Below are 23,938 nucleotides of genomic sequence, written 5' to 3'. Positions count from 1 at the left end.
TATGCAACCGTTTCCACAATCTGTCAAGTATTTTATAAAAAAATTTTTAACTTTGTGCAAACGATTGCAAAACTAAATTGTTTCGGTTATAATTGTTCTTGTATTTTACGACTATAAATATTTATTAGAATGAGAGGAAAATAATGGCTACAATTAAGGATGTTGCCCAAAAAGCAGGAGTAAGTCCTTCAACGGTTAGTAGGACCTTAAAAGATAATCCAGCCATTTCTGAAGAAACAAAAAACAAGGTGCGGGCGGCTATGGATGAATTAGGTTATGTCCCCAATCTTGCAGCTCAGATGTTGGCAACTGGCTTAACTCATAGTTTAGGTGTGATTCTTCCTCCTTTGGCGAATAGAGAAAATATCAGTCAACCCTTCTATATGGAAATTCTAACAGCAATTAATGAAGAAGCAAGTCGCAATTCTCAGGTCGTCAGTATTGCCACAGGTGCTAGTTTGGATGAATTAGTTAAACAAGTCGAACTCATGCATCGCCAAAAACGAGCTGATGGTTTCATTATTCTCTACTCTGAGAAGAATGATCCTGTTAAATCCTATCTCCTAAAAGAAAAAGTTCCTTTTGTCGTCATTGGAGCTGCAGGTGATACAAAAGATAAGGTTACCTACATCGATAATGACAATAAGGCCTTAGGTAAGGAAGCAGTGACTTATTTATCATCTCATGGTCATAAAAAAATAGGTTTTATTACGGATGACCTTTTTGGTCAAGTGGGACAGGAACGTTATCGAGGTTATAAAGAAGCAGCAGATGAACTAGAATTAGAAATCTTACCTGAACTTGTATTTTCATCTAAAACAATCGATAAGCTAAAGAAGGAATTAGATAGATTTTCTCCGACAGCTTTGATTGTCAAGGATGACCTTATCGCCCTTCGTCTCATTCAATGGCTAAACAATCAAGGAATTAGAGTACCTGAAGATTATGCCATTATTTCTTTCAATAATTCTACTTTTGCAGAAATCATGCATCCGTTCTTGACCACTTTTGATATTAATATCCAAGAACTTGCTAAAGAAAGTGTACAAAGTCTTATGGGACTCCTTAAGTCAACTAAGAACAAGTCACAGAAAGTCATCATTCCATTTAAACTTATAGAAAGAGAAAGCGTCTTAACGCATTCATAATATCTTAAGGAGAATCTAAGTAGTTGGTTAGTAAATTAGCCGGCTACTTTTTTATTTTATGTAAGATGACTATTTTCCGGAATTTACTAGAAGCCTCGGCTTAAAAACACTCTCTCAAATTGTAAGCGTTTGTTTTGCGAACAATTATTCAAGAAAAAATAAAAAAAAATCTATTTTTTTGTTAAAAATTCTTGACTAATGCAAACGTTTGCATTATAATAATAAGTGTAAAAAATAATTTGAGGTAAACGTTATGAACAAACGAGCAAGCGGTGTTTTGATGCACATCACATCACTTCCAGGTGACTACGGGATCGGGTCTTTCGGTCAAGCAGCCTATGACTTTGTTGATTTCTTAAAAGAAACAAAACAAACTTTCTGGCAGATTTTGCCACTTACTACAACAAGTTATGGGGATTCACCTTACCAATCATTCTCAGCGGTAGCAGGAAATACACACTTTATCGATTTGGATTTCCTTATTCGTGACAAATTTTTAACTAAAGCTGATGTTAAAGACGCTGACTTTGGGTCAGATCCTGAGTTTATTGACTATGCTAAAGTTTACGAAGCACGTCGTCCAATTCTTGAAAAAGCAGTTAAAGCAATTTTAGCAGATAAGAAAGAAACTAAAAGATTCGAAGCTTTTAAAACTAAAAATGCTAACTGGTTAGCTGATTATGCTGATTTCATGGCTATCAAAGAACACTTCGATAACAAAGCACTTCAAGATTGGGATGATAAAAAAGCAGTTAAACGCGATGAAGCAACTCTTGAGAAACTTCGCAAAGAACTTGCTGATGTTATCACATATCACCAAGTGGTACAATACCTCTTCTTTAGCCAATGGGCAGAACTAAAAGCTTATGCTAACAAAAATGGTATTCAAATCATCGGTGACATGCCAATCTACATTTCAGCTGATAGTGTTGAAGTTTGGACTCAACCACATCTCTTCAAACTAGACGCTGAATGTAAACCGCGTTACATTGCAGGAGTTCCACCTGATAACTTCTCAGCAACTGGTCAACTTTGGGGTAACCCAATCTATGCTTGGGATAAACACAAAGCTGAAAATTATGCTTGGTGGGTATTCCGTATTCAAGAATCATTTAAACTTTATGATTACTTGCGTATTGACCACTTCAAAGGGTTCTCTGACTTCTGGGAAATTCCTGGAGGTGATGAAACTGCTGAAAATGGTGAATGGGTTCCTGGACCTGGTTATGACCTTTTCAAAGTGGTTAAAGAAGAATTGGGTGATCTTAAAATCATTGCCGAAGACCTTGGTAACATTGATGATAAGACACGTAAACTTCTTGCAGACTGTGGTTACCCTGGAATGAAGATCGTTCAATTTGGATTCTACGATACTACTGGAAACAGCATAGACATTCCACACGTATACACACAACATTCAGTCGCTTACACAGGTACACATGATAACGAAGTAATCAACGGTTGGTACGACAACTTGACGCAAGAGCAACGTGATTATACTGATGCATACATCAACCGTCGTCAAGGTGAACCAATCACACGTGCTCTTCTTCGCACCCTCTTTGCTACTGTAAGCAACACAGCTATTGCGACTATGCAGGATATCCTTGATAAACCTGAAAATAGCCGTACAAACTTCCCTAACACAGTTGGTGAAAACTGGAAATGGCGTATGCTCCCAGGTGAAATCACTGTCGACAAGAAAGAATTTTTGACAGACATTACAGAAAGATATAATCGAGGTAATAACTAAAATGGCTACATTTACACAATATGTTGAAGCAAAAAACAAAAATCTTAAGGACCTTTCAAACGAAGAAATCTACTATCTTTTGTTGGAATTCGTAAAAGAAGCAGCTGCTCCAAAACCAAAAAACGATAGCAAACGTAAAGTTTACTATATCTCAGCTGAATTCTTGATTGGTAAACTTTTGTCTAACAACTTGATCAACTTGGGCATCTACAAGGATGTTAAAGCTGAATTGGATGCTGCTGGTAAATCAATCAGTGAAATTGAAGACGTTGAACCAGAACCATCTCTTGGTAATGGTGGTTTGGGTCGTTTGGCTTCATGTTTCATCGACTCTATGGCAACACTTGGCATCAATGGTGAAGGTGTTGGTCTTAACTACCACTGTGGTCTTTTCAAACAAGTCTTCAAAGATAACAAACAAGATGCAGAACCAAACTACTGGATTGAAGATCAATCATGGTTGGTACCAACTGATATCTCTTATGATGTTCCATTCAAAAACTTCACATTGAAATCACGTTTGGATCGTTTGGATATCTTGGGTTACAAGAAAGAAACTAAGAACTACCTTAACCTCTTCGATATCAATGGTTTGGACTACGGTTTGATTGAAAAAGGAATCACTTTTAATCAAGACGAAATCCAAAAGAACTTGACACTTTTCCTTTACCCAGACGACTCAACTCGTAAAGGTGAGCTCTTGCGTATCTACCAACAATACTTCATGGTATCAAACGCTGCTCAACTTTTGATTGACGAAGCTATCGAACGTGGTTCTAACCTTCACGACCTTCCAGATTACGCTTACGTACAAATCAACGATACTCACCCATCAATGGTAATTCCAGAATTGATTCGTCTTTTGACAGAAAAACATGGATTTGAATTTGATGAAGCAGTAGCAATCGTAAGCAAAATGGTTGGTTACACAAACCACACTATCTTGGCTGAAGCCCTTGAAAAATGGCCTCTTGACTACCTTGAAGAAGTTGTTCCACACCTTGTTGTTATCATCAAGAAATTGGATGCTATCATTCGTGAAAAATACGAAGATCCACGTGTTCAAATCATTGACGAACACAACCGTGTTCACATGGCACACATGGACATCCACTTCTCTACAAGTGTTAACGGTGTAGCAGCACTTCACACAGAAATCCTTAAAGCTTCTGAGTTGAAACCATTCTACGACCTTTACCCAGAACGCTTCAACAACAAAACAAACGGTATTACATTCCGTCGTTGGTTGGAATTCTCAAACCAAGAACTTGCTGACTACATCAAAGAATTGATTGGTGATGGTTACCTTACTGACGCAACTCAATTGGAAAAATTGGCTGCCTTTGCAGATGATCCAGCAGTTCACAAACGTTTGGCTCAAATCAAATATGATAACAAGTTGTCACTTAAACGTTATCTTAAAGCCAACAAAGGTATCGATCTTGATGAAAACTCAATCATTGATACACAAATCAAACGTTTCCACGAATACAAACGTCAACAAATGAACGCTTTGTATGTCATCCACAAATACTTGGAAATCAAAAAAGGAAACCTTCCAAAACGTAAAATCACTATCATCTTTGGTGGTAAAGCAGCTCCTGCCTACGTTATTGCTCAAGACATTATCCACTTGATCTTGTCACTTTCTGAACTCATCAACAATGATCCAGAAGTAAGCAAATACCTCAACGTTCACTTGGTTGAAAACTACAACGTAACAGTTGCTGAACACCTTATCCCAGCAACAGATATCTCAGAACAAATCTCATTGGCTTCTAAAGAAGCTTCAGGTACAGGTAACATGAAATTCATGCTTAACGGTGCCCTTACACTTGGTACAATGGACGGTGCCAACGTTGAGATTGCTGAATTGGTAGGACCAGAAAACATCTTCACATTTGGTAAAGACTCTGATACAATCATTGACCTTTATGAAAAAGAAGGTTATGTATCACGTGATTACTACGAAAAAGATGCTAACATCAAAGCAGCTGTTGACTTTATCGTAAGCGAAGACCTCGTTAAAGTTGGAGATAAAGAACGCTTGGAACGTCTCCACAAAGAACTTATCTCTAAAGACTGGTTCATGACTCTGATCGACTTGGCTGAATACATCGACAAGAAAGAAGAAGTATATGCAGCTTACGAAGATCAAGATGCATGGAACAAAAAAGTTGTTTACAACATTGCTGAAGCAGGATTCTTCTCATCTGACCGTACAATCGAACAGTATGACAAAGACATCTGGCACACAAAATAATAATCTAGTTGCATAGAAGAAGAACAAGATCAGAAATGGTCTTGTTTTTTTTGCATGAAAAAAACACAGCCAATAGATAAATTAGCTGTGTTTACATAAATAATGTTATGTTACCTATGAGTGATAATTCAATATATTATTCATATATGCTTCTTTATTTGATGCATCATAAGTTTTAGATGTTGAGTATTTTAGATAATGGATTTGATCTTTTGCAGTTCTGGATTCTTCTTGTAGGTATGAATCTGTTATGGTAATTTTAAAATTCTCGCTCTTACCTGTTAAATCAAGGCTTAGTGGAAAATTTGTAAATTCATCTGAGTAAAAAGCCATTTTATAAAAGTTGTACCTGTCACCCCTAAAGCTATTTAAGTGAGGAAACGTTATATTGTACATTCCATCCCAGTAATTCCCATACTCTCTAATTTCGTAGTCATCGAAAAATTCCTGGATTCTTTCTTTGTTAGCAAAATCTTTATCAAAAGTAACAAAGGGAGTTTGCCAATCCCATAATGGAATTTTGCCTTCATTTCCATAGATAAAATAACTTTGCATTTTTCCTGATTTAGGATTTTTCAACTGAAAGTGGTATTTACTGACACCTTCTTTGACAGCTCCAGTTTGATATAGGGTATCCCCAGGGACTATCAAAAAAAGAAAATCTCTTAGATATAATTCGAAGTCGGCATCCATTGTTTTGTCATGTAATCCAGGGAAACGCTGAATTATTTGTCTGTAATTCTCTGCATTAGAAAACCATTCTTTATCAAAACCTGGACCAACCTCAAAAACTTTACGGTCAAAATAGCGTTCATAATGGTCGAAAAAGTTTTCAGTAGAAGTCACCTGTCCAAATGGTAAAGTGATTTTGGTCTTATCAGTAAAAGTGATATGCAATAGAAGTCTGCGGGGATCAATTCCTTTATCGATATAATGGCCGACCTTATATGTAGACAGATTATCAGGGAAATCGTCTTTTCCGAAGTGTAGGACCTCAATCTCAATATCTTTGACAACTTTTCTTTGAGGTATTATCTTCTTAACGCTGTAATTATAGGCTTTGTAATAGTAATTGTTTTTGTCGTAGAGATAAGGCTTATAAGCTCTTTGGTAGGCATTATAGAGAAACATTCCAAGAGCGACCAAAAGAAGCAGAGCAAATGCTATTTTGACATTTTTATTTATTTTACTGGTTAGCCTCGAGAAAAAGAGACTTAATTTACTAGGATTTTGTATCATTCCAAAACTCCCCATATATTTTTTACTATTATATCATGAAAATCCTTATAGCTAAGGCGTCTTCGTGTACTTTGTCACCGTTTTCCTTTATAATATAAGTATCACATTACAAGAGGAGACCTCATGAAATATATCGTAAACACATCAAATGATCCTGCCTATAATATTGCCTTGGAAGCCTATGCCTTTCGTGAATTGGTGAATGAAGATGAATTGTTCATTCTTTGGATTAACCGTCCAGCTATCATTGTCGGTAAACACCAAAATACCATTCAAGAGATTAACAAAGAATATACAGATGCTCATGGTATCAAGGTTGTTCGTCGTTTGTCTGGTGGTGGCGCTGTTTATCACGATTTGAATAACCTCAACTATACTATTATCTCTAATAAGGCAGATGAAGGTGCTTTTGACTTTAAGACTTTCTCTCAACCTGTAATCGCGACACTTGCTGATTTGGGAGTTAAAGCTGAATTTACTGGCCGAAATGACCTTGAAATCGACGGTAAAAAGTTCTGTGGAAATGCTCAAGCTTACTATAAAGGTCGTATGATGCACCATGGTTGCTTGCTCTTTGACGTTGATATGTCCGTTCTTGGCCAAGCCCTTAAAGTCAGCAAAGACAAAATTGAATCAAAAGGTGTTAAATCTGTACGAGCTCGTGTGACAAACATCGTAGACGAATTGCCAGAAAAGATTACAGTAAATGAATTCTCAGATAAAATCTTGGAAAAAATGAAGGAATTTTACCCTGACATGACTGAATACGTCCTTTCTGAGGATGAATTAGCTAAAATCCAAGAGTCTTATGAGAAACAATTCAATACCTGGGACTGGACATACGGTCAATCACCAGAATACACAGTAGAACGTAATGTTCGTTACCCAGCTGGTAAGATCTCAACCTATGCCAATGTTGAAAATTCTATCATTAAATCTGTTAAGATTTACGGAGATTTCTTTGGTATTGGAGATGTATCTGATATTGAAAACTTGCTGGTCGGTGTACCTTACGAGTACGAAGATGTCTTGGCTAAACTTAAAACCATTGACACAACACATTATTTCTCACGTATGACAACCGAGGACGTTGCAAAAGCTATCGTAGCTTAATCATTATTTGAACAATCTGGAAAACTCCAGGTTGTTTTTTCTTGGGAAAATTCTAAAAGTAAATAATACGTTATAAAGATTTTTAAAAGTCAAAGAACCATAAAGATTTTTTCAAAAGTTGGTTTAGGATTGATTTAGTGTGGTATTTATATATTTGGACATTAAACCTATAAAGTCTTTAAGTGAAAAACATCTTATAGCATCTTTCCGAAAAACTGTAATTTTCTTGAAAGAAAGATAAGGGTATGATATACTTCTATTAAGTAACTTTGGAGAAAAAACAAATGAAACGTGAACTCTTACTCGAAAAAATTGAGGAATACAAATCTCTAATGCCCTGGTTTGTTCTGGAGTATTATCAATCTAAACTATCGGTACCGTATTCTTTTACAACTTTATACGAATACCTTAAGGAATATAAACGCTTTTTTGATTGGTTGATTGACTCAGGTATTTCAGATGCTGATGATATTGCCTCAATTGACATCAAAACCTTGGAAAATCTAACTAAAAAAGATATGGAGTCATTTGTCCTTTATCTACGTGAACGTCCATCTTTGAATACCTATTCCAAGAAACAGGGTGTCTCTCAAACGACTATTAATCGTACACTTTCAGCCCTATCTAGTCTCTATAAGTATTTAACCGAGGAGGTCGAGGGTCCTGACGGTGAGCCTTATTTCTATCGTAACGTCATGAAAAAAGTTTCTACTAAGAAAAAGAAAGAAACTCTAGCTGCACGTGCTGAGAATATCAAACAAAAACTCTTTCTTGGCGATGAAACCATGGAATTCCTTGATTATGTAGAAAATGAATACGAAGTCAAGCTCTCAAATCGCGCCAAATCTTCGTTTTATAAGAATAAAGAACGTGATTTGGCTATCATTGCCTTGCTACTGGCTTCAGGTGTTCGACTCTCTGAAGCTGTTAATCTGGACCTTAAAGATATCAATCTAAAAATGATGGTCATCGACGTCACTCGAAAAGGTGGCAAACGGGACTCAGTTAATGTAGCAAGTTTTGCAAAGCCCTATCTTGAAACTTATCTCAGTATACGTGATAAACGCTATAAGGCTGAAAAGCAAGATGTTGCCCTCTTTTTAACGGAATATCGAGGGGTTCCAAACCGTATTGATGCTTCAAGTATCGAAAAGATGGTTGCCAAATATTCTCAGGATTTCAAAATTCGTGTGACTCCCCACAAGCTTCGACATACTCTGGCAACACGCCTTTATGATGCTACCAAGTCTCAAGTTTTAGTGAGTCACCAACTTGGCCATGCTTCCACTCAGGTTACCGATCTATATACGCATATTGTTAATGATGAACAAAAAAATGCTCTAGACAATTTATAATTAGCTATCCTAACCATTCCAATTTGGAGTGGTTGTTTTTAGTTTACATAAATTTAATTATGCTAAAGTTGTTTTGTTATTCCTTCAAACACACAACTATATTTATGTAAACTGTCGTACACAAAAAAACAAACTCTCCTTCACGGAAAGCTTGTTTTTCTTATTAATAATCTTTAAGAGCAGATTCAACGGCTGCTTTTTCTTTTTCAATCAAGTTTACTCGTGCGGCAATTGTCTTAATTCCCATTAAGATATTACGTTCCAAGGCTTTATCACTTGTTTGTGGCTCGAAGAAAGCAATATATTGATCAAGACGTTCTTGCGTTTTAAAGATTGATGCTGGGATATTAACAAAGCTATCAAAGCTCATATCACCACCAAGGGCTGCTTTAATCCAATCCCAGTTATCTTTTGCCCAGTTCCAAACGGTTTCTTGAGCAAATGATTTGCTGAGGAAATTCATATACCAGAGATACAAGTCTTGAGGTTTAACGACATGTTTGTCTTTAAGCTGACTTAACACGTAGTCGAGGCCTTCTTGATTTTTAAGGTATGAAACTGCTTGAGTTAATTGACGACGGAAGTTACTATCATTTGTTGTGACGTATGCGTTGACATAGTCCTCAACAAGGGTAAGACTGTCTTCTTGTTTCATTTGGTTAATGAGGACAAGACCACGGACACTTGCAGGGATGCTTTCAATGTTTTCTTTATGAGCTTGGAAAACACTTGCAGCTACAAGGACTGCTGGTTGATAGTCTGCTTGAATCAAGTAGCTTAGTGCCGTTTGACGAACCATTTCATCTTCATCTGACTCTCCATCCTTGGCATCGAAACCAAGACGTTCAAAGTCATTTTGGAATTGACGACGTACCAAAGCCTTGTAGTGTACTTCTGCTTCTGTATCCTCATCGATAAAGCGTTTCAAACCAGCGAGGATTTGAGACTTAGCTTGTGCAATTAAGAAACTTTCTTCTTTTTCGACAAGATCAAGAAGAGCCACTAGGCTTGCATAGGAGATACGGCCACTTTCAGCAAGAAGACGACGTTCTTGCAAAATTTGAAGTTTACTTACAGTATCAAGGTTAGCAAATTCCTCTAAGAGTTGGTCCAAGAGTTGTCCTTGGTAGTCTGTGATGTAATGTGCCGTATTTGCTGTATTAAGGCGAAGAGCTCCATTATTTTCAGCAGCAAGCTGGCTATAATTTGGAATCTCAATACGCTCTTCTGAGAGTGTGTCTGGAAGTCCTTTCCAGTTTGTGTTCAATGGAATTTCCCAAAGACGCCCTTTATCTTCATGTTCGCCAATGAAGAATTGTTTTTGACTAAGAATAAGAGTGTCATCAACAACTTCTGCACTAACAACAGGGTAACCTGGTTGCTCCAACCAAGTATCCATGAAACTAGAGACATCTTTACCAGAAGCATCAGAGAGTGCATTCCAGAGGTCACGTCCAATAGTGTTGTTGTACTGGTGTTTTTCGAAGTAAGCTTTAAGTCCTTTGGCAAAGGCTTCGTCACCTAACCAACGGCGAAGCATATGCATGAGACGGCTACCTTTGGCATAAACGATAGCACTATCGAAGAGGGTGTTAATCTCATCTGGGTGATTAACTTCCATGTGGACAGACTGAACACCATCTGTAGCATCACGCTGGAGGGCATGAGGTACACCAGTTGTTTGGAAATCTTCAAAGATGTTCCAGCTTGGTTCAATAGCATCCACTGATACATATTCCATCATGTTGGCGAAACTTTCGTTAAGCCATAAATCATCCCACCATTTCATCGTTACAAGGTTACCGAACCATTGGTGAGCCAATTCGTGGGCAACCACAAGAGCTACTTGTTGACGACTTGCAGCTGAGCTATTTTCGTCTACTAGTAGGTAAACTTCACGATAGGTAACAAGTCCCCAGTTTTCCATGGCACCTGCTGAGAAGTCAGGAAGCGCGAGATGGTATGACAATGGGATAGGATACTTAACTTGGAAGTAGTCTTCGTAGAAATCAATGACACGAACCGCAATATCAAGGGCAAAGTCAACGCTGTTTTCAGCTTGTGCAACTGTAGCGAAGACACCAACTTCAGTTCCGTTTTGTGTTTTCGCTGTCTTACCTTGAAGAGCTCCAAAACCAAAGGCAAGGAGGTATGTTGACATACGAGGGGTTGTCTCAAAAGTCCAAACCCCAGTTTCTTCACGCAAATGGCTATTGATTTCAGGCATGTTTGACAAGGCGATATCGCCTTCTTCAGCATCAAATTTCAATGAGAAATCAAAAGTGGCTTTGGCTTCTGGTTCATCAACTGATGGGAAGGCTTCACGCGCAAAATGAGATTCAAACTGCGTTGAAATAATTTCTTTCTTCTCACCATTGTAGGTGTAATATGATGGGTAAATCCCTGTCATATTATCTGTAATACGACCAGAGAATTCAATGACAAGCGTCAAAACACCGGTCTCTGGAAGTTCAATATGGAAGGCTTCGTTAGCATCATCCATTTGGAAGTTCAATGATTCATTATCCAAGAGAACGGAACTAATGGTAAGGTCTTTTTGGTGAAGGGAGATATGGTTATCAAGGGCTTCACCTGTGATGGCAACATTCCCTGTAAAGGTCTTTTCAGAACGATTAATGTCCAAGAAAAGATTGTAGTTTTCAGGGATGAAACTTTCGATAAAACGAGCAACAGATGCTGTCATACGTATATACTCCTAATCTAACTTTTCGTATCGAAACAGACTGACATATGTTTCGATATCAGACTCTTTTGCAAAAGAAAAGGGTCTGAATTATTCAATACAGACCCATTATAACATAGATTGGAAGCTTTGCCTACAGTTCTATGATTTTCCCAGACTTGAGGTAGACAACCCACTCACAGAGATTGCGGGCATAGTCACCAATACGTTCCAAATACATAAGTACTTGGAAATATTCTTTGGCAGCGAAGGCAGCATCAGGATTCTTGCGAACACCTTCTACTGTCATGGCTTGAATATCACGGAAATAGTTATCAATGATTTCATCTGAAGCTGCGATTTCATAAGCGCGTTTTTCGTCACTGTTCAAGTAAACATCTAGAGCATCTTCGACCATGTGGCGAACTGCTTTCCCCATTTTCTTGATTTCAGCTTCAATTTCAGTTAGGCGTTCCTCACCTTTAATGCGGATAGTTGCTTGAGCAATAGCAACGGCATGGTCACCCATGCGTTCAACGTCACTAGATGCTTTGAGCGCTGTGATAACTGTTCGCAAATCACTTGATACAGGTTGCTGAAGAGCGATAATTTCAAGCGATTTTTTCTCAAGTTTGGTTTCGTAGTTATTGACGATTTCGTCATTTTCAATGACTTCCTTAGCCAAATCACGATCATGGCTGATAAAGGCACGTACAGCTTTCTTAAGCTGAGCTGCAACCTCTGTACCCATAGCGTAAAATTGGTTGTGGAGTTTTTCTAATTCTTCTTCGAAGGGTGTTCGTAACATCATAATTGTTTTAGTAATCTGTCCTTTCTTAACCGAATTTACCAGTAATATAATCTTCTGTTTCTTTATGTTGTGGATTTAGGAACATGTCTTTCGTTGATGAATACTCAATGAGTTCTCCATCGAGGAAAAAGGCTGTTCGTTGTGAGATACGGCTTGCCTGTTGCATAGAACGTGTAACAAGTAGCAAGGTATATTGGTCTTTAAGGTTATATAGGGTTTCCTCAATCTTACCAGCGGAGATAGGGTCGAGGGCAGACGTTGGTTCGTCAAGAAGGATAACCTTTGGAGACGTGGCAAGTACCCGTGCAATACAGACACGTTGCTGTTGCCCTCCTGAAAGTCCAAGTGCTGAGTCATGGAGACGGTCTTTAACCTCTTCCCAGATTGAAGCACCTTTTAGTGACTCTTCTACTGCTTTGTCAAGAACAGCCTTATCTTTGATACCATTGATACGAAGTCCGTAAACAACGTTTTCATAGATTGACATTGGAAAAGGGTTAGGTTGTTGGAAGACCATTCCGATTTCTTTTCTGAGCTCAACAGTATCTGTTCTAGGACTATAGACATTGTGACCGTTGTAAGAAACAGCACCAGTAAGTGTCCACTCGGGGTTTAAATCTCCCATTCGGTTGATAGAACGGAGCAAGGTTGATTTTCCCGATCCTGAAGGTCCGATAAGGGCTGTGATTTCATTTGGATAGAAATCCATTGTCACGTTATTGAGGGCTTTTTTCTTATTGAAGTACACCGATAAATCATTGATTGAAATGATTGGTTTAGTCATGAGTGCTCCTTTCTATCCAAAACGTCCTGATACATAGTCATTGGTTGACTGTAGGGCGGCATCTTGGAAGATTTTCTTGGTTTCATCATATTCGATAAGATCACCAAGGTAGAAGAATGCTGTATAATCACTAGCACGCGCTGCCTGCTGCATATTGTGCGTCACGATGATAATAGAGTAATCTTCCTTAAGTTCGAACATGGTCTCTTCTAGCTGCATAGTAGCTACAGGGTCCAATGAAGCTGCAGGTTCATCCATGAGAAGAATCTGCGGTTTCACGGCAATAGCTCTTGCAATACAAAGACGTTGCTGCTGACCACCTGATAGGGTAAAGGCAGATTTATGAAGATCATCTTTAACCTGATCCCAAAGACCTGCTTGCTTAAGCGATGTCTCAACAATCTCGTCCAAAGTTTGCTTATCTCTCACACCTTTACGTTCGTGAGCAAAGGTAATGTTTCTGTAGATAGACTTGGCAAATGGATTTGGACGTTGGAAAACCATTCCAATATGTTTACGCATTTCATAAACATTGATATTACTTGCGTTAACATCGACTCCTTGATAAAGGATTTGTCCAGTAACCTTAGCAATATCAATCGTATCATTCATACGGTTTAGACTACGAAGAAAAGTTGATTTACCGCATCCTGAAGGCCCAATAAGAGCTGTGATTTTATTTTTCTCGAATTGCATGCCAATGCCTTTGATGGCTTCTTTTTGACCATAGTAGACATGCAAGTCCTTTGTTTCAAGAGCGAGCTCCTTCTCTGGGAAGGTGATAATATGACGCTCGTCCCAATTATATTTTGTCATGATAACTCCTTTAAGCGGATGTTAATTTCTTATGGAGGTAAGCTCCCAAACGACGTGCACCAAAGTTGAAAATCAGAATGAAAATCAAGAGCACTGCTGCCGAACCAGCAGATACTGCAGTGGCGTCAGGTGTCGTACCTTCTGAGTTGACCTTCCAGATGTGAACAGCAAGTGTCTCTGCTTGGCGGAAAATCGAAATTGGACTAGAGATGCTAAGCGGATTCCAGTCGCTCCAGTTAAGTGCTGGTGCAGATTGACCTGCTGTATAGATAAGCGCTGCTGCTTCTCCGAAAATACGGCCAGAAGCAAGAACGATACCAGTAACAATACCAGGTAAGGCTTCTGGAACAACAACGTGACAGATAGTTTCCCATCGAGACAAACCTAGAGCTAGGCCAGCTTCACGTTGGGTATGGTGAACGGTTCTTAAGCTATCTTCAACCGTACGAGTCATTTGTGGCAAGTTAAAGACAGTTAAGGCCAAGGCACCTGATAGGATTGAAAATCCATACTGAAATTGGACAACGAAAATCAAATAACCAAAGAGTCCGACTACCACTGAAGGTAGTGAAGATAGGATTTCAATACAGGTACGGACAAAGTTGGTAAGTCGTCCTTTTTTAGCATATTCTGATAAGAAGATGCCAGCTCCCATTGAAAGAGGCACAGAAATAATCAAAGTAATAACCAATAGGAAGAATGAGTTGTAGAGTTGAACCCCAATTCCTCCACCAGCTTTGTAGGATGATGATCGACTAGTCAAGAAAGACCAGCTGATGTGTGGTATCCCGCGAACCAAGATATAGAGAATCAAGGCTGCCAGGATTGTTACAATAATGCCAGCAATCACATAGAGTGTGCTGATGGCAATTTTATCAATTTTTTTAGCGTTCATAATTTCTCTTTCTCTCACGGGTAATGAATTTCACCAACATATTGAAACCAAGACTCATCAATAAGAGCACCAGGGCGAGAGACCAAAGGACATTGTTTGAAACAGTACCCATGACTGTATTTCCGATTCCCATAGTCAAGACAGATGTCAATGTTGCTGCTGGTGTCGTTAAAGAAGTTGGAATCACGGCGGAATTTCCGACAACCATTTGGATGGCCAGAGCTTCACCAAAGGCACGGGCCATACCAAAGATAACGGCCGTGAAAATACCTGGTTTAGCAGCGTTAAGTGTCACACGCCAAATCGTTTGCCAGCGTGTAGCTCCCATGGCAAGACTAGCTTCACGATAGTGACGAGGCACTGCACGAAGCGTATCTGTTGTCATAAAGGTTACGGTTGGTAGAATCATGACGAACAAGACAAAGGTACCTGAAAGAATACCAAAACCTGTTCCACCAAAAATTAAGCGAACAAATGGAACCACCACTTGGAGACCAATAAATCCATAAACAACAGATGGAATCCCAACCAAAAGTTCAATAGCTGGTTGTAGGAATTTAGCCCCTTTCGGAGAAATTTCAGTCATAAAGATGGCTGCTCCAATGGCAAATGGCGTTGCTACCAAGGCTGAGAGCAAGGTAACTACGAATGATCCCAAAATCATTGGAAGAGCTCCGAACTTGCCTTCAGATGGCGACCAATCGCCACTAAAGAGAAACTCGATCAAGCTAACTTTATTAACAAAGAAAGTCGCCAGCCCTTTTTGAGCAACGAAAAGTAAAATCATGGCTACGATAAAAACAATCAAAGCTAGGCAAAGGAAAGTGATTGTTTTACCAAACTTCTCGAGGCGTGAATTTTTAGAGGGTGATGTTAATTGTTTCACCAATTCTTCATTTTTCATGCTTACTCCTCACTCTTCTTTGAGACGTTACCATCAGCATCCTTGGTAACTTTCATGCTATGGATGGAAATGTAACCCATTTTTGCGACGACATTTTCTTGGACTTCGTCACTCATCATGTAATCTAAGAATTGTTTGGTATAGCTATCCGGTTTTCCCTTGGTATACATATGCTCGTAAGACCAAATCGGCCAATCGTTAGTTGCAACATTTTCAGCTTTTGGTTCAAATCCATTTAACTTCAATGTTTTAACAGAATCATCAAGGTAGGCAAATGATAGGTATGAAATAGCACCTGGTGTCTGAGCAACGATTGACTTAACCATACCATTAGAATCTTGCTCTTGGGTACGGATTGGCGATTTGCCGTCCATAATCACTGCATCGAAAGTTGCGCGTGATCCTGAGCTGGCTGCACGGTTAATAATAGTGATCTCAAGGTCTTTACCACCAAGCTGTTTCCAGTTTGTGATTTCCCCAGTGAAAATCTTGCGAAGTTGTTCGGTTGTCAGGTTATCGACAGAGACTTCTTTATTTGTAATCACTGCAATTCCAGCAACAGCAACTTGATAGTCAACAAGCTTACTGGCATCGATTCCAGATTTTTCCTCGGCAAAAAGGTCACTGTTCCCAATTTGAACGGCACCGGATTGTACTTGAGAAAGTCCAGTACCAGAACCGCCACCTTGGACGTTAACGATATTCTCAGGGTTCTTTTCAGCGAACCCATCTGCTGCCGCCTCCACTAAGGGTTGAAGGGCCGTGGAACCAACTGCTGTAATGGACTGGCCACGGTCAATCCAAGAAGCACAGCCAGTTAAGACTAGCATGGCCATTGCCAGTGACATAATCACTGCAAGGACTTTTGTTTTTTTCATTTTTGTCCTCCGACATTTTGTAACTTAAGTAAGAAAGTGTCTCATAGATATGCTGTTAAAAGACACCTATCTAATTATAACAAGTATAGGATAATTAAGTCATATTAAAGTTTGGTTACAGGTTCTTAAATGTGAAATCTTAATCCTTTAGGATAGTAGTTTTTAACCGTATTTCCAACAACTTTAGCAAACCCAAAACCATTGCCGTCCACTAAAAGCTGATACCAACCGTTAGGATGTGTTTGATCTAGAGTAACCACATTACCAGAAACGTATTGGGCAAACTGGTCTTGAGTTAGCTCTATACTTGAAACAACTTCATCAGATGTTAAAGCAATTCCAAGAGCAAAACTTGGTTCGAAACGTTTTTTCTTGAAGACACCAAGATGCAAACCGTTACGAGCGATTTTAACTTTAGAAAGGTCTGGGAGCCCTTTTGGAAGCAGGTAGAGATTGTCCCCAAAAACTTGCAGTAAACCATCCAGTCTAGTTTTAAGGTGTTTTTTTGCAAACTCTTCCCAAAGTTGCTTCTGCTCCTTGTTTAGGTTAGATTTTCCCTCTTTGATACGTGTTTGCTCAGACACACGCTTATCCTGGAATTTTGCCACAAACTGGCCTTCACCCTTGAAATGGTGTGGATACATTCGAGCTGTTTCCGGAAAATCAATTCCATCACTCATGCCATTCAATTTAGGGATTGCCACCAATTCAAGATCAGGATTATTTTCTAAAATCCAAGCAACAACACCTTCATTTTCCTCAGGAGACCATGTGCAGGTTGAGTAGATCAATTGTCCACCAGGAGCGAGCATTTTCAAACCGTCTGATAAGATGTCCTTCTGTAATTGTGCCAGTTCACTAGGATACTCCTTATGCCAATATTGGATTGCATCAGGATCTTTACGAAACATTCCTTCTCCAGAACATGGTCCATCAAAGACAATCGTATCAAAATAATTTTTGAAAACTTTGGCTAGTTTATCAGCTGACGTGTTTGTCACAATAACATTTCTCGCTCCAAAACGCTCAATGTTTTCAACCAGAATTTTGCTACGCTTTGGATTGATTTCATTGCTGACCAGCAGTCCTGTATTATCTAAGTAACTAAGAAGATGAGTAGACTTTCCGCCTGGAGCAGCTGCCAAGTCTAAGACTCGACTTCCCTTGGCCGGAGCTGCTACTTGAGCAACCATTTGAGCAGCTGGTTCCTGAGAATAAACCAAACCAGTTGCATGATCGGCAGATTTTCCAGAAATTTTTCCGTAATGGCCCCACGGTGTTTCAGGAATGGCATCAGGAAAGTCCTTCTGTTGCTTTTTCAGAGGGTTGGTACGATAGGCGGACACGGCTTCTTGATCAAATGATGCAAAGAATTCCTCCGCTTCATCTCCAAGGAGCTTATTATATTTTTCTATAAAGTCTGATGGAAATTGCATAGTTTCCTTTCTATCAAAAAACTGGACTAACCAAGAGAACTTACTGTTCTGATTTGTCCAGTATGGTTTTTGTTTTAAATTAATTTTCTGAGCCCATAATATCCTTGATTTCTTCAAGTCTGTCTTTGGGCACAAGCATCACAGCTTGACGACTAGAATAATCCAGTGGTTCTCCGGTAATGGTCTCAAGGTGATAACCCAATTTTTCTCCCATAATACTTGCTGCAGCATAGTCCCATGGGTAAATAACTGAAAAGTAAGCTAAAATTTGACCAGATAGGACTTTTGACATGCTTAAACCGGCACCACCGTAGACACGAACACCCAAGGTCTTATCAATAAGGTCTTTTAAGCCGTGAAAATTTTTAGCATACATGGCTCCATTGCTAGCGACTAGGCAGCGGTCTAATGGGCGACTTTTATAGGCTGGAAGCAATTTGTCATTGCAATACACATCAAACTGGCCACCACCATAGAAAAGTTGATCAGCCATGACGTTATAAATGAGACCAAATTTTCCTTGCCCCTCTTCATAGTAGGCAATCATCACACAAAAATTATCTTGTTGGACAATAAAATTGACCGTCCCATCAATAGGATCCAAGACCCAGACATTTCCATCTTTGATATTATGCACCAATCCATTTTCTTCAGCGAAAATATTGTCTGAAGGGAAGGCAGATTTAATACGTGCCACGAGTAAATCTTGTGTTTGTTTGTCAATATTAGTGACTAAATCATCAAAAGCCGTCTTTTCTTCGACCGTAATTGTTTTACTTAAACTTTCTTTGATAAAAGCACCAGCTTCTTTGATGATTTCTTTGGCGAAAATCAGTTTATTTTCCAAGTGATACAAATCCTTTATCTTTTGCTTTAGCAGCTTTGACAGCTTGATAGGTTGAAAAACCGCTAGCTTCTTCAAAGGCCTTGTCTAGTTGCTTTTCAGGCGCTTTGCCTGGGACAACGGTTTTAAATGCCTTATAGGCTTGCAAGAGTTGGTCACGGTCAACCTTGCTCTCGTATGCTTTTTCTACCTGACTCAAAAAATGAAGCACTGTGGTGATTTCCTCAGTGCTCCATGATGGATCGAGTGGGTAGGAATAATTTCCTTTAGTCATTGTTACCCTCAATTTCAGCTCGAATGGTCGCTTGACGCAATTCTTGCTTTCTATAATCACGAGGCAAAAAGGCACGAATTTCATCTTCGTTGAAACCGATTTGCATGCGTTTGTTGTCCATAATGATAGGTCGACGAAGAAGATTTGGATATTCAGAAATCAATTGAATGAGTTCCTTGATGGTCAAATCATCCACATCGATATTCAGCTTCTGAAAGACTTTTGAACGGGTTGAAATGATATCTTCGGTACCATTTTCCGTGTAAGACAAAATCTTCATCAACTCATCGTGAGTTAATGGGCTCGTGATAATATTGTGTTCGTCAAAAGCAACTTCATGATTTGTCAACCAGGCTCGTGCTTTCCTACAGCTGGTGCAGCTAGGTGATAAAAATAAAGTTACCATGCAAACACCCCTTTCACTTTAACATTCCTAATCATTATACATTATTTGATTAGTTTTGGCTACGCTTTCTTAAAATTTTTCCGCGATTTTTTTATCGGCCTCCAGTTGAGCGCAAAGTTCCTCTATATTATTGAACTTAATCATATCACGGATATAATCTAGCCAAAAAACTTCGATTGTTTTTCCATAAATATCGCCTTCGAAATTAAAGATATTGGCTTCAAGGCGGAGTTCTGTTCCCCCAAAGGTAACGTTTTTACCTAGGCTAGTCATGGAACGATAGCGTTTACCATCAATCACCACATCAGCAACATAGACGCCATCAGCAGGGAGAAAAGTTCTGTCGATTGGTGCTAAATTAGCAGTTGGAAAACCAATGGTACGCCCACGGGCATCACCATGTACCACGATGCCACGTGTCGAGAATTCGTGGCCAAGAAGTTTATTAGCTTCTTTAACCTTACCTTCCCGAATTAATTGGCGCACACGTGTTGATGAAATTTTTTCGCCACCACTCTGCTGCTCCTCAATCACATGGACGGTACCTGAAAAATTACGGGCAAGATAGTCCACATCTGTTCGATGATGTCCAAACTTGTAATCAAAGCCCACAACAACCTCTTGAGCTTTTAAACGATCAATATAACGAGCAATAAAGTCATCCGAACTCGTTCGGGCAAAATCACTATTGAAATCTGTTAAATAAAGCTGATCTGTTCCATAGGCTTCAAAAAGATCACAACGTCTCTTGGGTGCTGTGATATGAAGGAGGAGATCATCCGTATACCGTTGAAAAGTCAGTTGAGGACTTTCATTAAAGGTAAGGACTGCTACTTCAAGCTGTTTGTCGTCAGCAATCTGGCGCGCCTTATCAAAAAGGACCTTATGACCACGATGAAGCGCATCGAAATAGCCTAAGACAAGGACTGTATCCTTTTCCTGATGGATATCTTTATAATCGTTAATAGAAGTTATTTTCATTGACTTAATACTTTTCTAGGTTTATAAACTTGATTTCGCTTTTCCATGATGGCTAGAACTTTGTCTCCTAAAAAGGCCGCAACCAAGGGTTCTTGGCTATCAATAGCAATAAAGCGACCAAATGAGATTTCTTTAGCATCATCTTCAGTGACCTGTACTGCTGGCAGATCCTGAACACCAAATTCGATGGGAAGGAGGAAGGATGTATCCCCTGCTTCTACCATTTCTGAAATTTGAGAGAGAGTTAGTGCCTTATCTAAGGTTAAACCAGCTGAGGCTGTTCGACGAAGAGCAGACATATGACTCGCGTAGCCGAGTTTAGCACCCAAATCAACAGATAAGGTACGGACATAAGTTCCCTTGCTACAAGCAACACGGAAGCTGAATCTCGCAGTGTCGTTTTCTAGCTCGATGGGTGAGGTACGGACAAATTCGGTAATGGTCACTTGACGTTGTGGACGTTCTACTTCTTCTCCAGCGCGTGCGTACTCATAAAGTTTCTTTCCGTTGACCTTAACTGCTGAGTACATAGGGGGAATTTGTGTGATTTCTCCCTCAAAACTAGCCATTGCTTTGTCAACAGTTTCTTCATCTAGCTCAGTTACTGGGGTAGTTTGGACGATTTCTCCACCAGCATCCTCGGTAGTTGTCGAAAAGCCAATGGTAATTTCTCCCTCATAGACCTTCCCTGCTTCAGTCATGTATTCAATGACACGAGTCGCTTTTCCAACTGCTATAGGTAGGACACCAGTAACATCTGGATCAAGGGTACCACCATGTCCAATTTTTTTCTCTTGTAATATTTTGCGTAGTTTAAATACAGCATCATGACTGGTCATTCCAGCCTCTTTTTTTAGATTAATAATTCCTGAAATCATACTTTTAATTATATCAAAAGCAATCCTAAAGAGCTAGGTAGAAACATAAAGAGGCAGAGAGCAAAGTCTCTAACCTCTTACGGATTATAGTCATAAGCAGTCGCAGGACTGCTAGCTTTTTAATCAATATCTCTTTTAAGATCGCTTTCTAGTTCAAAGAAAGGTTTAATATCTTGCACATACTCTAGGACACCTTGAAAGTCTCCCTTGTCATCTCTAACAGCTGCATAGGTAACATAGACGAATTTTCCTAAACGTTCAGATTTGAACCACATTGGAACTTGGTCACGCTCTCCACTTCTTAGTAATTCAAAGATTTTATTGACCTTATCAAGCACTTTGGGCGGATGACAAAGTTCAACGTTTCGTCCAATTTGGCTAGGTGTTCGTTTAAAAACCATTTCACTAGCAGGAACATTATCATTATAGTATTGGAAAATATCGTCTTTATTGACGAAAGTGATTTCCAAAGGGAGATGGTTAAGAATGAGATTGGCCTGCTCCACAGAAAGATAACCATTGCCAAAAGGTTGCGTTGTTTCTCTATCTACGACAGTTTCAGTTTTTGGTTTTGGGGTGAAGCTGATGGTAAATTGTCCTTCCGGGGTATCAATAATTCGGGTATTGCCCGTATGTTCGTCAGTGCTCAGACCAGACTGTTCTTGCAATGTCTCCGTATTGTCTTCCTCAAAACGCTCACGCTTAGGTTTCCAAACGGCTGTAGGTTTTATAATTGCATAGCCATAGGCATCACTTTCTTCGGCAATTGAAAGCCAATCATCCTGCGTGAAGGTTTCAAGCAGAATCATAAGTAAGATAGCTTCTTCCTTGAAAATCATAGCTTCAAATTCTTCTGAAAAAGCTTCGAAGGACTTTGAAAATTCTTCTAAATCAGCATCTGGAAGTTCTTTTAGTTTAGCTTCTGCCGCTCTAAAAAGTTTTCGGATGTCATCGTCTACACCCCACATAACCTTTGGAGGAGAATCATGACCATAACGCTCCATTATTGGAAAGAAGAGCTTTTCTTTACGTGTGTAATGGTTATGAAATTGTCCCAATAAAGACATCTGATGTCTAAGCCCATTGAGTAGGTCAGATTTGAAATCTTCATTTTCAGGCTTACTAATGTTTTCGATGATACGTCGAATACGTAGGATAGCTGAACGTAGGGCTAAATTCTCTTGTTTAAACACATAGACAGGGTGGCCCTCTTGATCAGCGTCCGCCACTTCCACATCTGCAATAGCTCCTTTAAAGAGGTTAGCGTGGACATTACAAAGGCTCATAACATCTTCAAAGGTAACTCCATCTTCAGAAGACATCAATTCATGCTCCATCATAGAGATTTCAAGGGCAGATACTCCCTTGAAGTGTTGATTGAAGCGCTCTTGAACACTCTCAGGACTGGCTCCCTGGTGTAAATCAAGGAGAATTTCTTTGAGTATTTGAATACGATTGTTTTCCATATTAGTCTCCGATGACATCATAACCATTGAATAGTAAGGTTTGCTTGATTTTATCTAGGGGAATATTAGCTAACTTGGAGCCAGCTTTTAGACTGGTTACCTTACCGACAGTATTTAGCATAGCTGGGTTAGACAAGGGCTTAAAACCAAGGTCAATCAGTAAATCCTTAACCTCTGGATGTTCTTTTATGATTGTTGCGACTGGTTGTGATAAATCTATGGTGTTGGTAGTCATAATGACCTCCTAATAACATATTTGCTACTACCATTATACACGAGAATAATAAAAAAAGACCAACAAATCCTAGTTTGCTGGCTTTTAGTTAATTTCCAAATAGAGCTTCTGTAACATTATTCTGAATATTTTCCCACTCTTGCTCTGCACGAACCATCTTACGGTGGAAATCGGCACGACCACGTAGATAGGCCGCAATTTGGTAATCTTGCTTAACAATCGGTATCTCAGGAATTTTGATGTCCAAGAGGTCAGCTGTCGATAAATTGAGGACAGCCTTTCCCTTATCAGCATAGTCCAAATAGGCACGACCAATTTCGGTCTCAAGAAAGAACTTGATGTAGAAACCACGGAGTTTTTCCTTAGGTCGTAATACTGTGATATTTGATGAGGCAACAACTTCACGCTTGCCCTGATTTTCGAAAACAGCAACTTTTTGAACAGTTCCCTTAGAGGCAATAAGCACATCTCCATCTTCTAAGAGAAAGCGTAAAAGTTTGCGGCGTTCCTCAGAAAATGTTTTTAGGTCATCGTAGGCAATGCCGTTGGGTGTCATATCCGATAGATTAATGACAGCAAATTCACCGGGTTCTGCCTTAGCTGGAACAGCTTTTCCTTTAAATTGATCGACAACATCGCCTAAACGAACAAGTTTGTCTGTGTTAGCTTCGTAATCGATAATCAGTTGAGGTCTTTCTTTTTCAGACATTGAATCTCCTTTTTTATATTTCACTATCCACATTGAGTATTGCTATACAATAATAGCAAGAAGCTAA

At 39.3% G+C, this 23,938-nt stretch carries 22 protein-coding genes; 5 read left to right on the top strand and 17 right to left on the bottom strand.

Annotated features, from left to right (window positions below; all coding sequences use genetic code 11):
- Positions 1 to 143: 143 nt before the first annotated feature.
- The 3 genes from HMPREF2979_RS08690 (at position 144) to glgP (ending at position 5,164) form a co-directional block, all read left to right on the top strand.
- On the top strand, positions 144 to 1,148 hold the full coding sequence (locus HMPREF2979_RS08690; protein ID WP_002885097.1) for a LacI family DNA-binding transcriptional regulator: 1,005 nt from the start codon (positions 144 to 146) through the stop codon (positions 1,146 to 1,148).
- A gap of 253 nt (positions 1,149 to 1,401) precedes the next feature.
- Positions 1,402 to 2,901 carry a 4-alpha-glucanotransferase gene (gene malQ, locus HMPREF2979_RS08685; RefSeq protein ID WP_070656245.1) on the top strand — a complete coding sequence of 500 codons (1,500 nt, stop codon included), beginning with the start codon at positions 1,402 to 1,404 and terminating at the stop codon, positions 2,899 to 2,901.
- 1 nt (position 2,902) lies between these two features.
- Positions 2,903 to 5,164 (top strand): glycogen/starch/alpha-glucan family phosphorylase, encoded by a 2,262-nt coding sequence (gene glgP / locus HMPREF2979_RS08680; RefSeq protein WP_070656243.1) that lies wholly within the window; start codon positions 2,903 to 2,905, stop codon positions 5,162 to 5,164.
- A 114-nt stretch (positions 5,165 to 5,278) separates the two neighbouring features.
- On the opposite strand, the gene HMPREF2979_RS10180 is transcribed toward glgP, so the two are convergent.
- Positions 5,279 to 6,418: a hypothetical protein gene (locus tag HMPREF2979_RS10180; protein WP_083312384.1), complete on the bottom strand. Its 1,140-nt coding sequence runs from the start codon at positions 6,416 to 6,418 to the stop codon at positions 5,279 to 5,281.
- A 108-nt stretch (positions 6,419 to 6,526) separates the two neighbouring features.
- Here HMPREF2979_RS10180 and HMPREF2979_RS08665 point away from each other — a divergent pair, with 108 nt between their 5' ends.
- Complete coding sequence (locus HMPREF2979_RS08665; protein WP_014634486.1) at positions 6,527 to 7,516, top strand: lipoate--protein ligase; 990 nt, start codon at positions 6,527 to 6,529, stop codon at positions 7,514 to 7,516.
- 284 nt (positions 7,517 to 7,800) lie between these two features.
- The gene (xerS, locus tag HMPREF2979_RS08660; protein ID WP_002884881.1) at positions 7,801 to 8,871 is read left to right on the top strand and encodes a tyrosine recombinase XerS; all 1,071 of its coding nucleotides are present in this window, start codon (positions 7,801 to 7,803) and stop codon (positions 8,869 to 8,871) included.
- A 163-nt stretch (positions 8,872 to 9,034) separates the two neighbouring features.
- Here the strand turns inward: xerS and HMPREF2979_RS08655 are convergent, their stop codons facing one another.
- The 16 genes from HMPREF2979_RS08655 to HMPREF2979_RS08580 form a co-directional block, all read right to left on the bottom strand.
- On the bottom strand, positions 9,035 to 11,575 hold the full coding sequence (locus HMPREF2979_RS08655) for a M1 family metallopeptidase (RefSeq protein WP_070656240.1): 2,541 nt from the start codon (positions 11,573 to 11,575) through the stop codon (positions 9,035 to 9,037).
- Between the two features lie 133 nt (positions 11,576 to 11,708).
- Positions 11,709 to 12,362 (bottom strand): phosphate signaling complex protein PhoU, encoded by a 654-nt coding sequence (gene phoU / locus HMPREF2979_RS08650; protein WP_021146873.1) that lies wholly within the window; start codon positions 12,360 to 12,362, stop codon positions 11,709 to 11,711.
- A 28-nt stretch (positions 12,363 to 12,390) separates the two neighbouring features.
- Entirely contained in the window at positions 12,391 to 13,149 is a 759-nt protein-coding gene (gene pstB / locus HMPREF2979_RS08645; protein ID WP_070656235.1) for a phosphate ABC transporter ATP-binding protein PstB, read from the bottom strand.
- Between the two features lie 12 nt (positions 13,150 to 13,161).
- Positions 13,162 to 13,965, bottom strand: coding sequence for a phosphate ABC transporter ATP-binding protein PstB (gene pstB / locus HMPREF2979_RS08640; RefSeq protein WP_070656234.1), 804 nt, complete (start codon positions 13,963 to 13,965; stop codon positions 13,162 to 13,164).
- Between the two features lie 10 nt (positions 13,966 to 13,975).
- On the bottom strand, positions 13,976 to 14,860 hold the full coding sequence (gene pstA, locus HMPREF2979_RS08635; RefSeq protein WP_013990602.1) for a phosphate ABC transporter permease PstA: 885 nt from the start codon (positions 14,858 to 14,860) through the stop codon (positions 13,976 to 13,978).
- Positions 14,850 to 15,764, bottom strand: coding sequence for a phosphate ABC transporter permease subunit PstC (gene pstC / locus HMPREF2979_RS08630; protein WP_002885101.1), 915 nt, complete (start codon positions 15,762 to 15,764; stop codon positions 14,850 to 14,852). The genes pstA and pstC overlap by 11 nt, the downstream gene beginning before the upstream one ends.
- A 2-nt stretch (positions 15,765 to 15,766) precedes the next feature.
- Complete coding sequence (locus tag HMPREF2979_RS08625; RefSeq protein WP_014634491.1) at positions 15,767 to 16,642, bottom strand: phosphate ABC transporter substrate-binding protein PstS family protein; 876 nt, start codon at positions 16,640 to 16,642, stop codon at positions 15,767 to 15,769.
- Positions 16,643 to 16,767: 125 nt separating this feature from the next.
- The gene (locus tag HMPREF2979_RS08620) at positions 16,768 to 18,078 is read right to left on the bottom strand and encodes an RsmF rRNA methyltransferase first C-terminal domain-containing protein (protein ID WP_070656231.1); all 1,311 of its coding nucleotides are present in this window, start codon (positions 18,076 to 18,078) and stop codon (positions 16,768 to 16,770) included.
- A gap of 79 nt (positions 18,079 to 18,157) precedes the next feature.
- Positions 18,158 to 18,925 carry an inositol monophosphatase family protein gene (locus HMPREF2979_RS08615; RefSeq protein WP_004182522.1) on the bottom strand — a complete coding sequence of 256 codons (768 nt, stop codon included), beginning with the start codon at positions 18,923 to 18,925 and terminating at the stop codon, positions 18,158 to 18,160.
- The gene (locus HMPREF2979_RS08610) at positions 18,915 to 19,196 is read right to left on the bottom strand and encodes a UPF0223 family protein (protein ID WP_004182521.1); all 282 of its coding nucleotides are present in this window, start codon (positions 19,194 to 19,196) and stop codon (positions 18,915 to 18,917) included. Before HMPREF2979_RS08610 ends, HMPREF2979_RS08615 begins: the two co-directional genes overlap by 11 nt.
- Positions 19,189 to 19,602 carry a Spx/MgsR family RNA polymerase-binding regulatory protein gene (locus HMPREF2979_RS08605; protein ID WP_004182520.1) on the bottom strand — a complete coding sequence of 138 codons (414 nt, stop codon included), beginning with the start codon at positions 19,600 to 19,602 and terminating at the stop codon, positions 19,189 to 19,191. Before HMPREF2979_RS08605 ends, HMPREF2979_RS08610 begins: the two co-directional genes overlap by 8 nt.
- 69 nt (positions 19,603 to 19,671) lie before the next feature.
- A complete protein-coding gene (locus tag HMPREF2979_RS08600; RefSeq protein WP_070656228.1) occupies positions 19,672 to 20,583 on the bottom strand; it encodes a bifunctional riboflavin kinase/FAD synthetase in 912 nt (303 codons plus the stop codon).
- Entirely contained in the window at positions 20,580 to 21,461 is an 882-nt protein-coding gene (gene truB / locus HMPREF2979_RS08595) for a tRNA pseudouridine(55) synthase TruB (RefSeq protein ID WP_004182518.1), read from the bottom strand. The genes HMPREF2979_RS08600 and truB overlap by 4 nt, the downstream gene beginning before the upstream one ends.
- 119 nt (positions 21,462 to 21,580) lie before the next feature.
- Positions 21,581 to 22,927: a DUF438 domain-containing protein gene (locus HMPREF2979_RS08590; protein ID WP_004182517.1), complete on the bottom strand. Its 1,347-nt coding sequence runs from the start codon at positions 22,925 to 22,927 to the stop codon at positions 21,581 to 21,583.
- Between the two features lies 1 nt (position 22,928).
- A complete protein-coding gene (locus HMPREF2979_RS08585; protein WP_004182516.1) occupies positions 22,929 to 23,162 on the bottom strand; it encodes a DUF1858 domain-containing protein in 234 nt (77 codons plus the stop codon).
- 88 nt (positions 23,163 to 23,250) lie between these two features.
- Positions 23,251 to 23,871 carry a restriction endonuclease subunit S gene (locus HMPREF2979_RS08580; protein WP_070656226.1) on the bottom strand — a complete coding sequence of 207 codons (621 nt, stop codon included), beginning with the start codon at positions 23,869 to 23,871 and terminating at the stop codon, positions 23,251 to 23,253.
- Positions 23,872 to 23,938 lie beyond the last annotated feature (67 nt).

The organism is Streptococcus sp. HMSC078H12 (assembly GCF_001814615.1).
In the GTDB taxonomy this organism is placed as follows: Bacteria; Bacillota; Bacilli; order Lactobacillales; family Streptococcaceae; genus Streptococcus; species Streptococcus salivarius_F.
Note: the sequence above shows the minus strand (reverse complement) of the source record. Positions and strands in the feature narration are given on the sequence as shown.

Excerpts from the sequence above, each read along its gene's own strand:
- HMPREF2979_RS08690 (WP_002885097.1), top strand. The coding sequence starts at position 144 with ATGGCTACAATTAAGGATGTTGCCCAAAAAGCAGGAGTAAGTCCTTCA.
- HMPREF2979_RS08655 (WP_070656240.1), bottom strand. The coding sequence starts at position 11,575 with ATGACAGCATCTGTTGCTCGTTTTATCGAAAGTTTCATCCCTGAAAAC.
- truB (WP_004182518.1), bottom strand. The coding sequence starts at position 21,461 with ATGATTTCAGGAATTATTAATCTAAAAAAAGAGGCTGGAATGACCAGT.
- xerS (WP_002884881.1), top strand. The coding sequence starts at position 7,801 with ATGAAACGTGAACTCTTACTCGAAAAAATTGAGGAATACAAATCTCTA.
- glgP (WP_070656243.1), top strand. The coding sequence starts at position 2,903 with ATGGCTACATTTACACAATATGTTGAAGCAAAAAACAAAAATCTTAAG.
- HMPREF2979_RS08620 (WP_070656231.1), bottom strand. The coding sequence starts at position 18,078 with ATGCAATTTCCATCAGACTTTATAGAAAAATATAATAAGCTCCTTGGA.
- HMPREF2979_RS08590 (WP_004182517.1), bottom strand. The coding sequence starts at position 22,927 with ATGGAAAACAATCGTATTCAAATACTCAAAGAAATTCTCCTTGATTTA.
- HMPREF2979_RS10180 (WP_083312384.1), bottom strand. The coding sequence starts at position 6,418 with ATGGGGAGTTTTGGAATGATACAAAATCCTAGTAAATTAAGTCTCTTT.
- HMPREF2979_RS08585 (WP_004182516.1), bottom strand. The coding sequence starts at position 23,162 with ATGACTACCAACACCATAGATTTATCACAACCAGTCGCAACAATCATA.
- phoU (WP_021146873.1), bottom strand. The coding sequence starts at position 12,362 with ATGTTACGAACACCCTTCGAAGAAGAATTAGAAAAACTCCACAACCAA.
- pstB (WP_070656235.1), bottom strand. The coding sequence starts at position 13,149 with ATGACTAAACCAATCATTTCAATCAATGATTTATCGGTGTACTTCAAT.
- pstC (WP_002885101.1), bottom strand. The coding sequence starts at position 15,764 with ATGAAAAATGAAGAATTGGTGAAACAATTAACATCACCCTCTAAAAAT.
- HMPREF2979_RS08605 (WP_004182520.1), bottom strand. The coding sequence starts at position 19,602 with ATGGTAACTTTATTTTTATCACCTAGCTGCACCAGCTGTAGGAAAGCA.
- HMPREF2979_RS08665 (WP_014634486.1), top strand. The coding sequence starts at position 6,527 with ATGAAATATATCGTAAACACATCAAATGATCCTGCCTATAATATTGCC.
- HMPREF2979_RS08625 (WP_014634491.1), bottom strand. The coding sequence starts at position 16,642 with ATGAAAAAAACAAAAGTCCTTGCAGTGATTATGTCACTGGCAATGGCC.
- pstA (WP_013990602.1), bottom strand. The coding sequence starts at position 14,860 with ATGAACGCTAAAAAAATTGATAAAATTGCCATCAGCACACTCTATGTG.
- malQ (WP_070656245.1), top strand. The coding sequence starts at position 1,402 with ATGAACAAACGAGCAAGCGGTGTTTTGATGCACATCACATCACTTCCA.
- HMPREF2979_RS08600 (WP_070656228.1), bottom strand. The coding sequence starts at position 20,583 with ATGAAAATAACTTCTATTAACGATTATAAAGATATCCATCAGGAAAAG.
- HMPREF2979_RS08610 (WP_004182521.1), bottom strand. The coding sequence starts at position 19,196 with ATGACTAAAGGAAATTATTCCTACCCACTCGATCCATCATGGAGCACT.
- HMPREF2979_RS08580 (WP_070656226.1), bottom strand. The coding sequence starts at position 23,871 with ATGTCTGAAAAAGAAAGACCTCAACTGATTATCGATTACGAAGCTAAC.
- pstB (WP_070656234.1), bottom strand. The coding sequence starts at position 13,965 with ATGACAAAATATAATTGGGACGAGCGTCATATTATCACCTTCCCAGAG.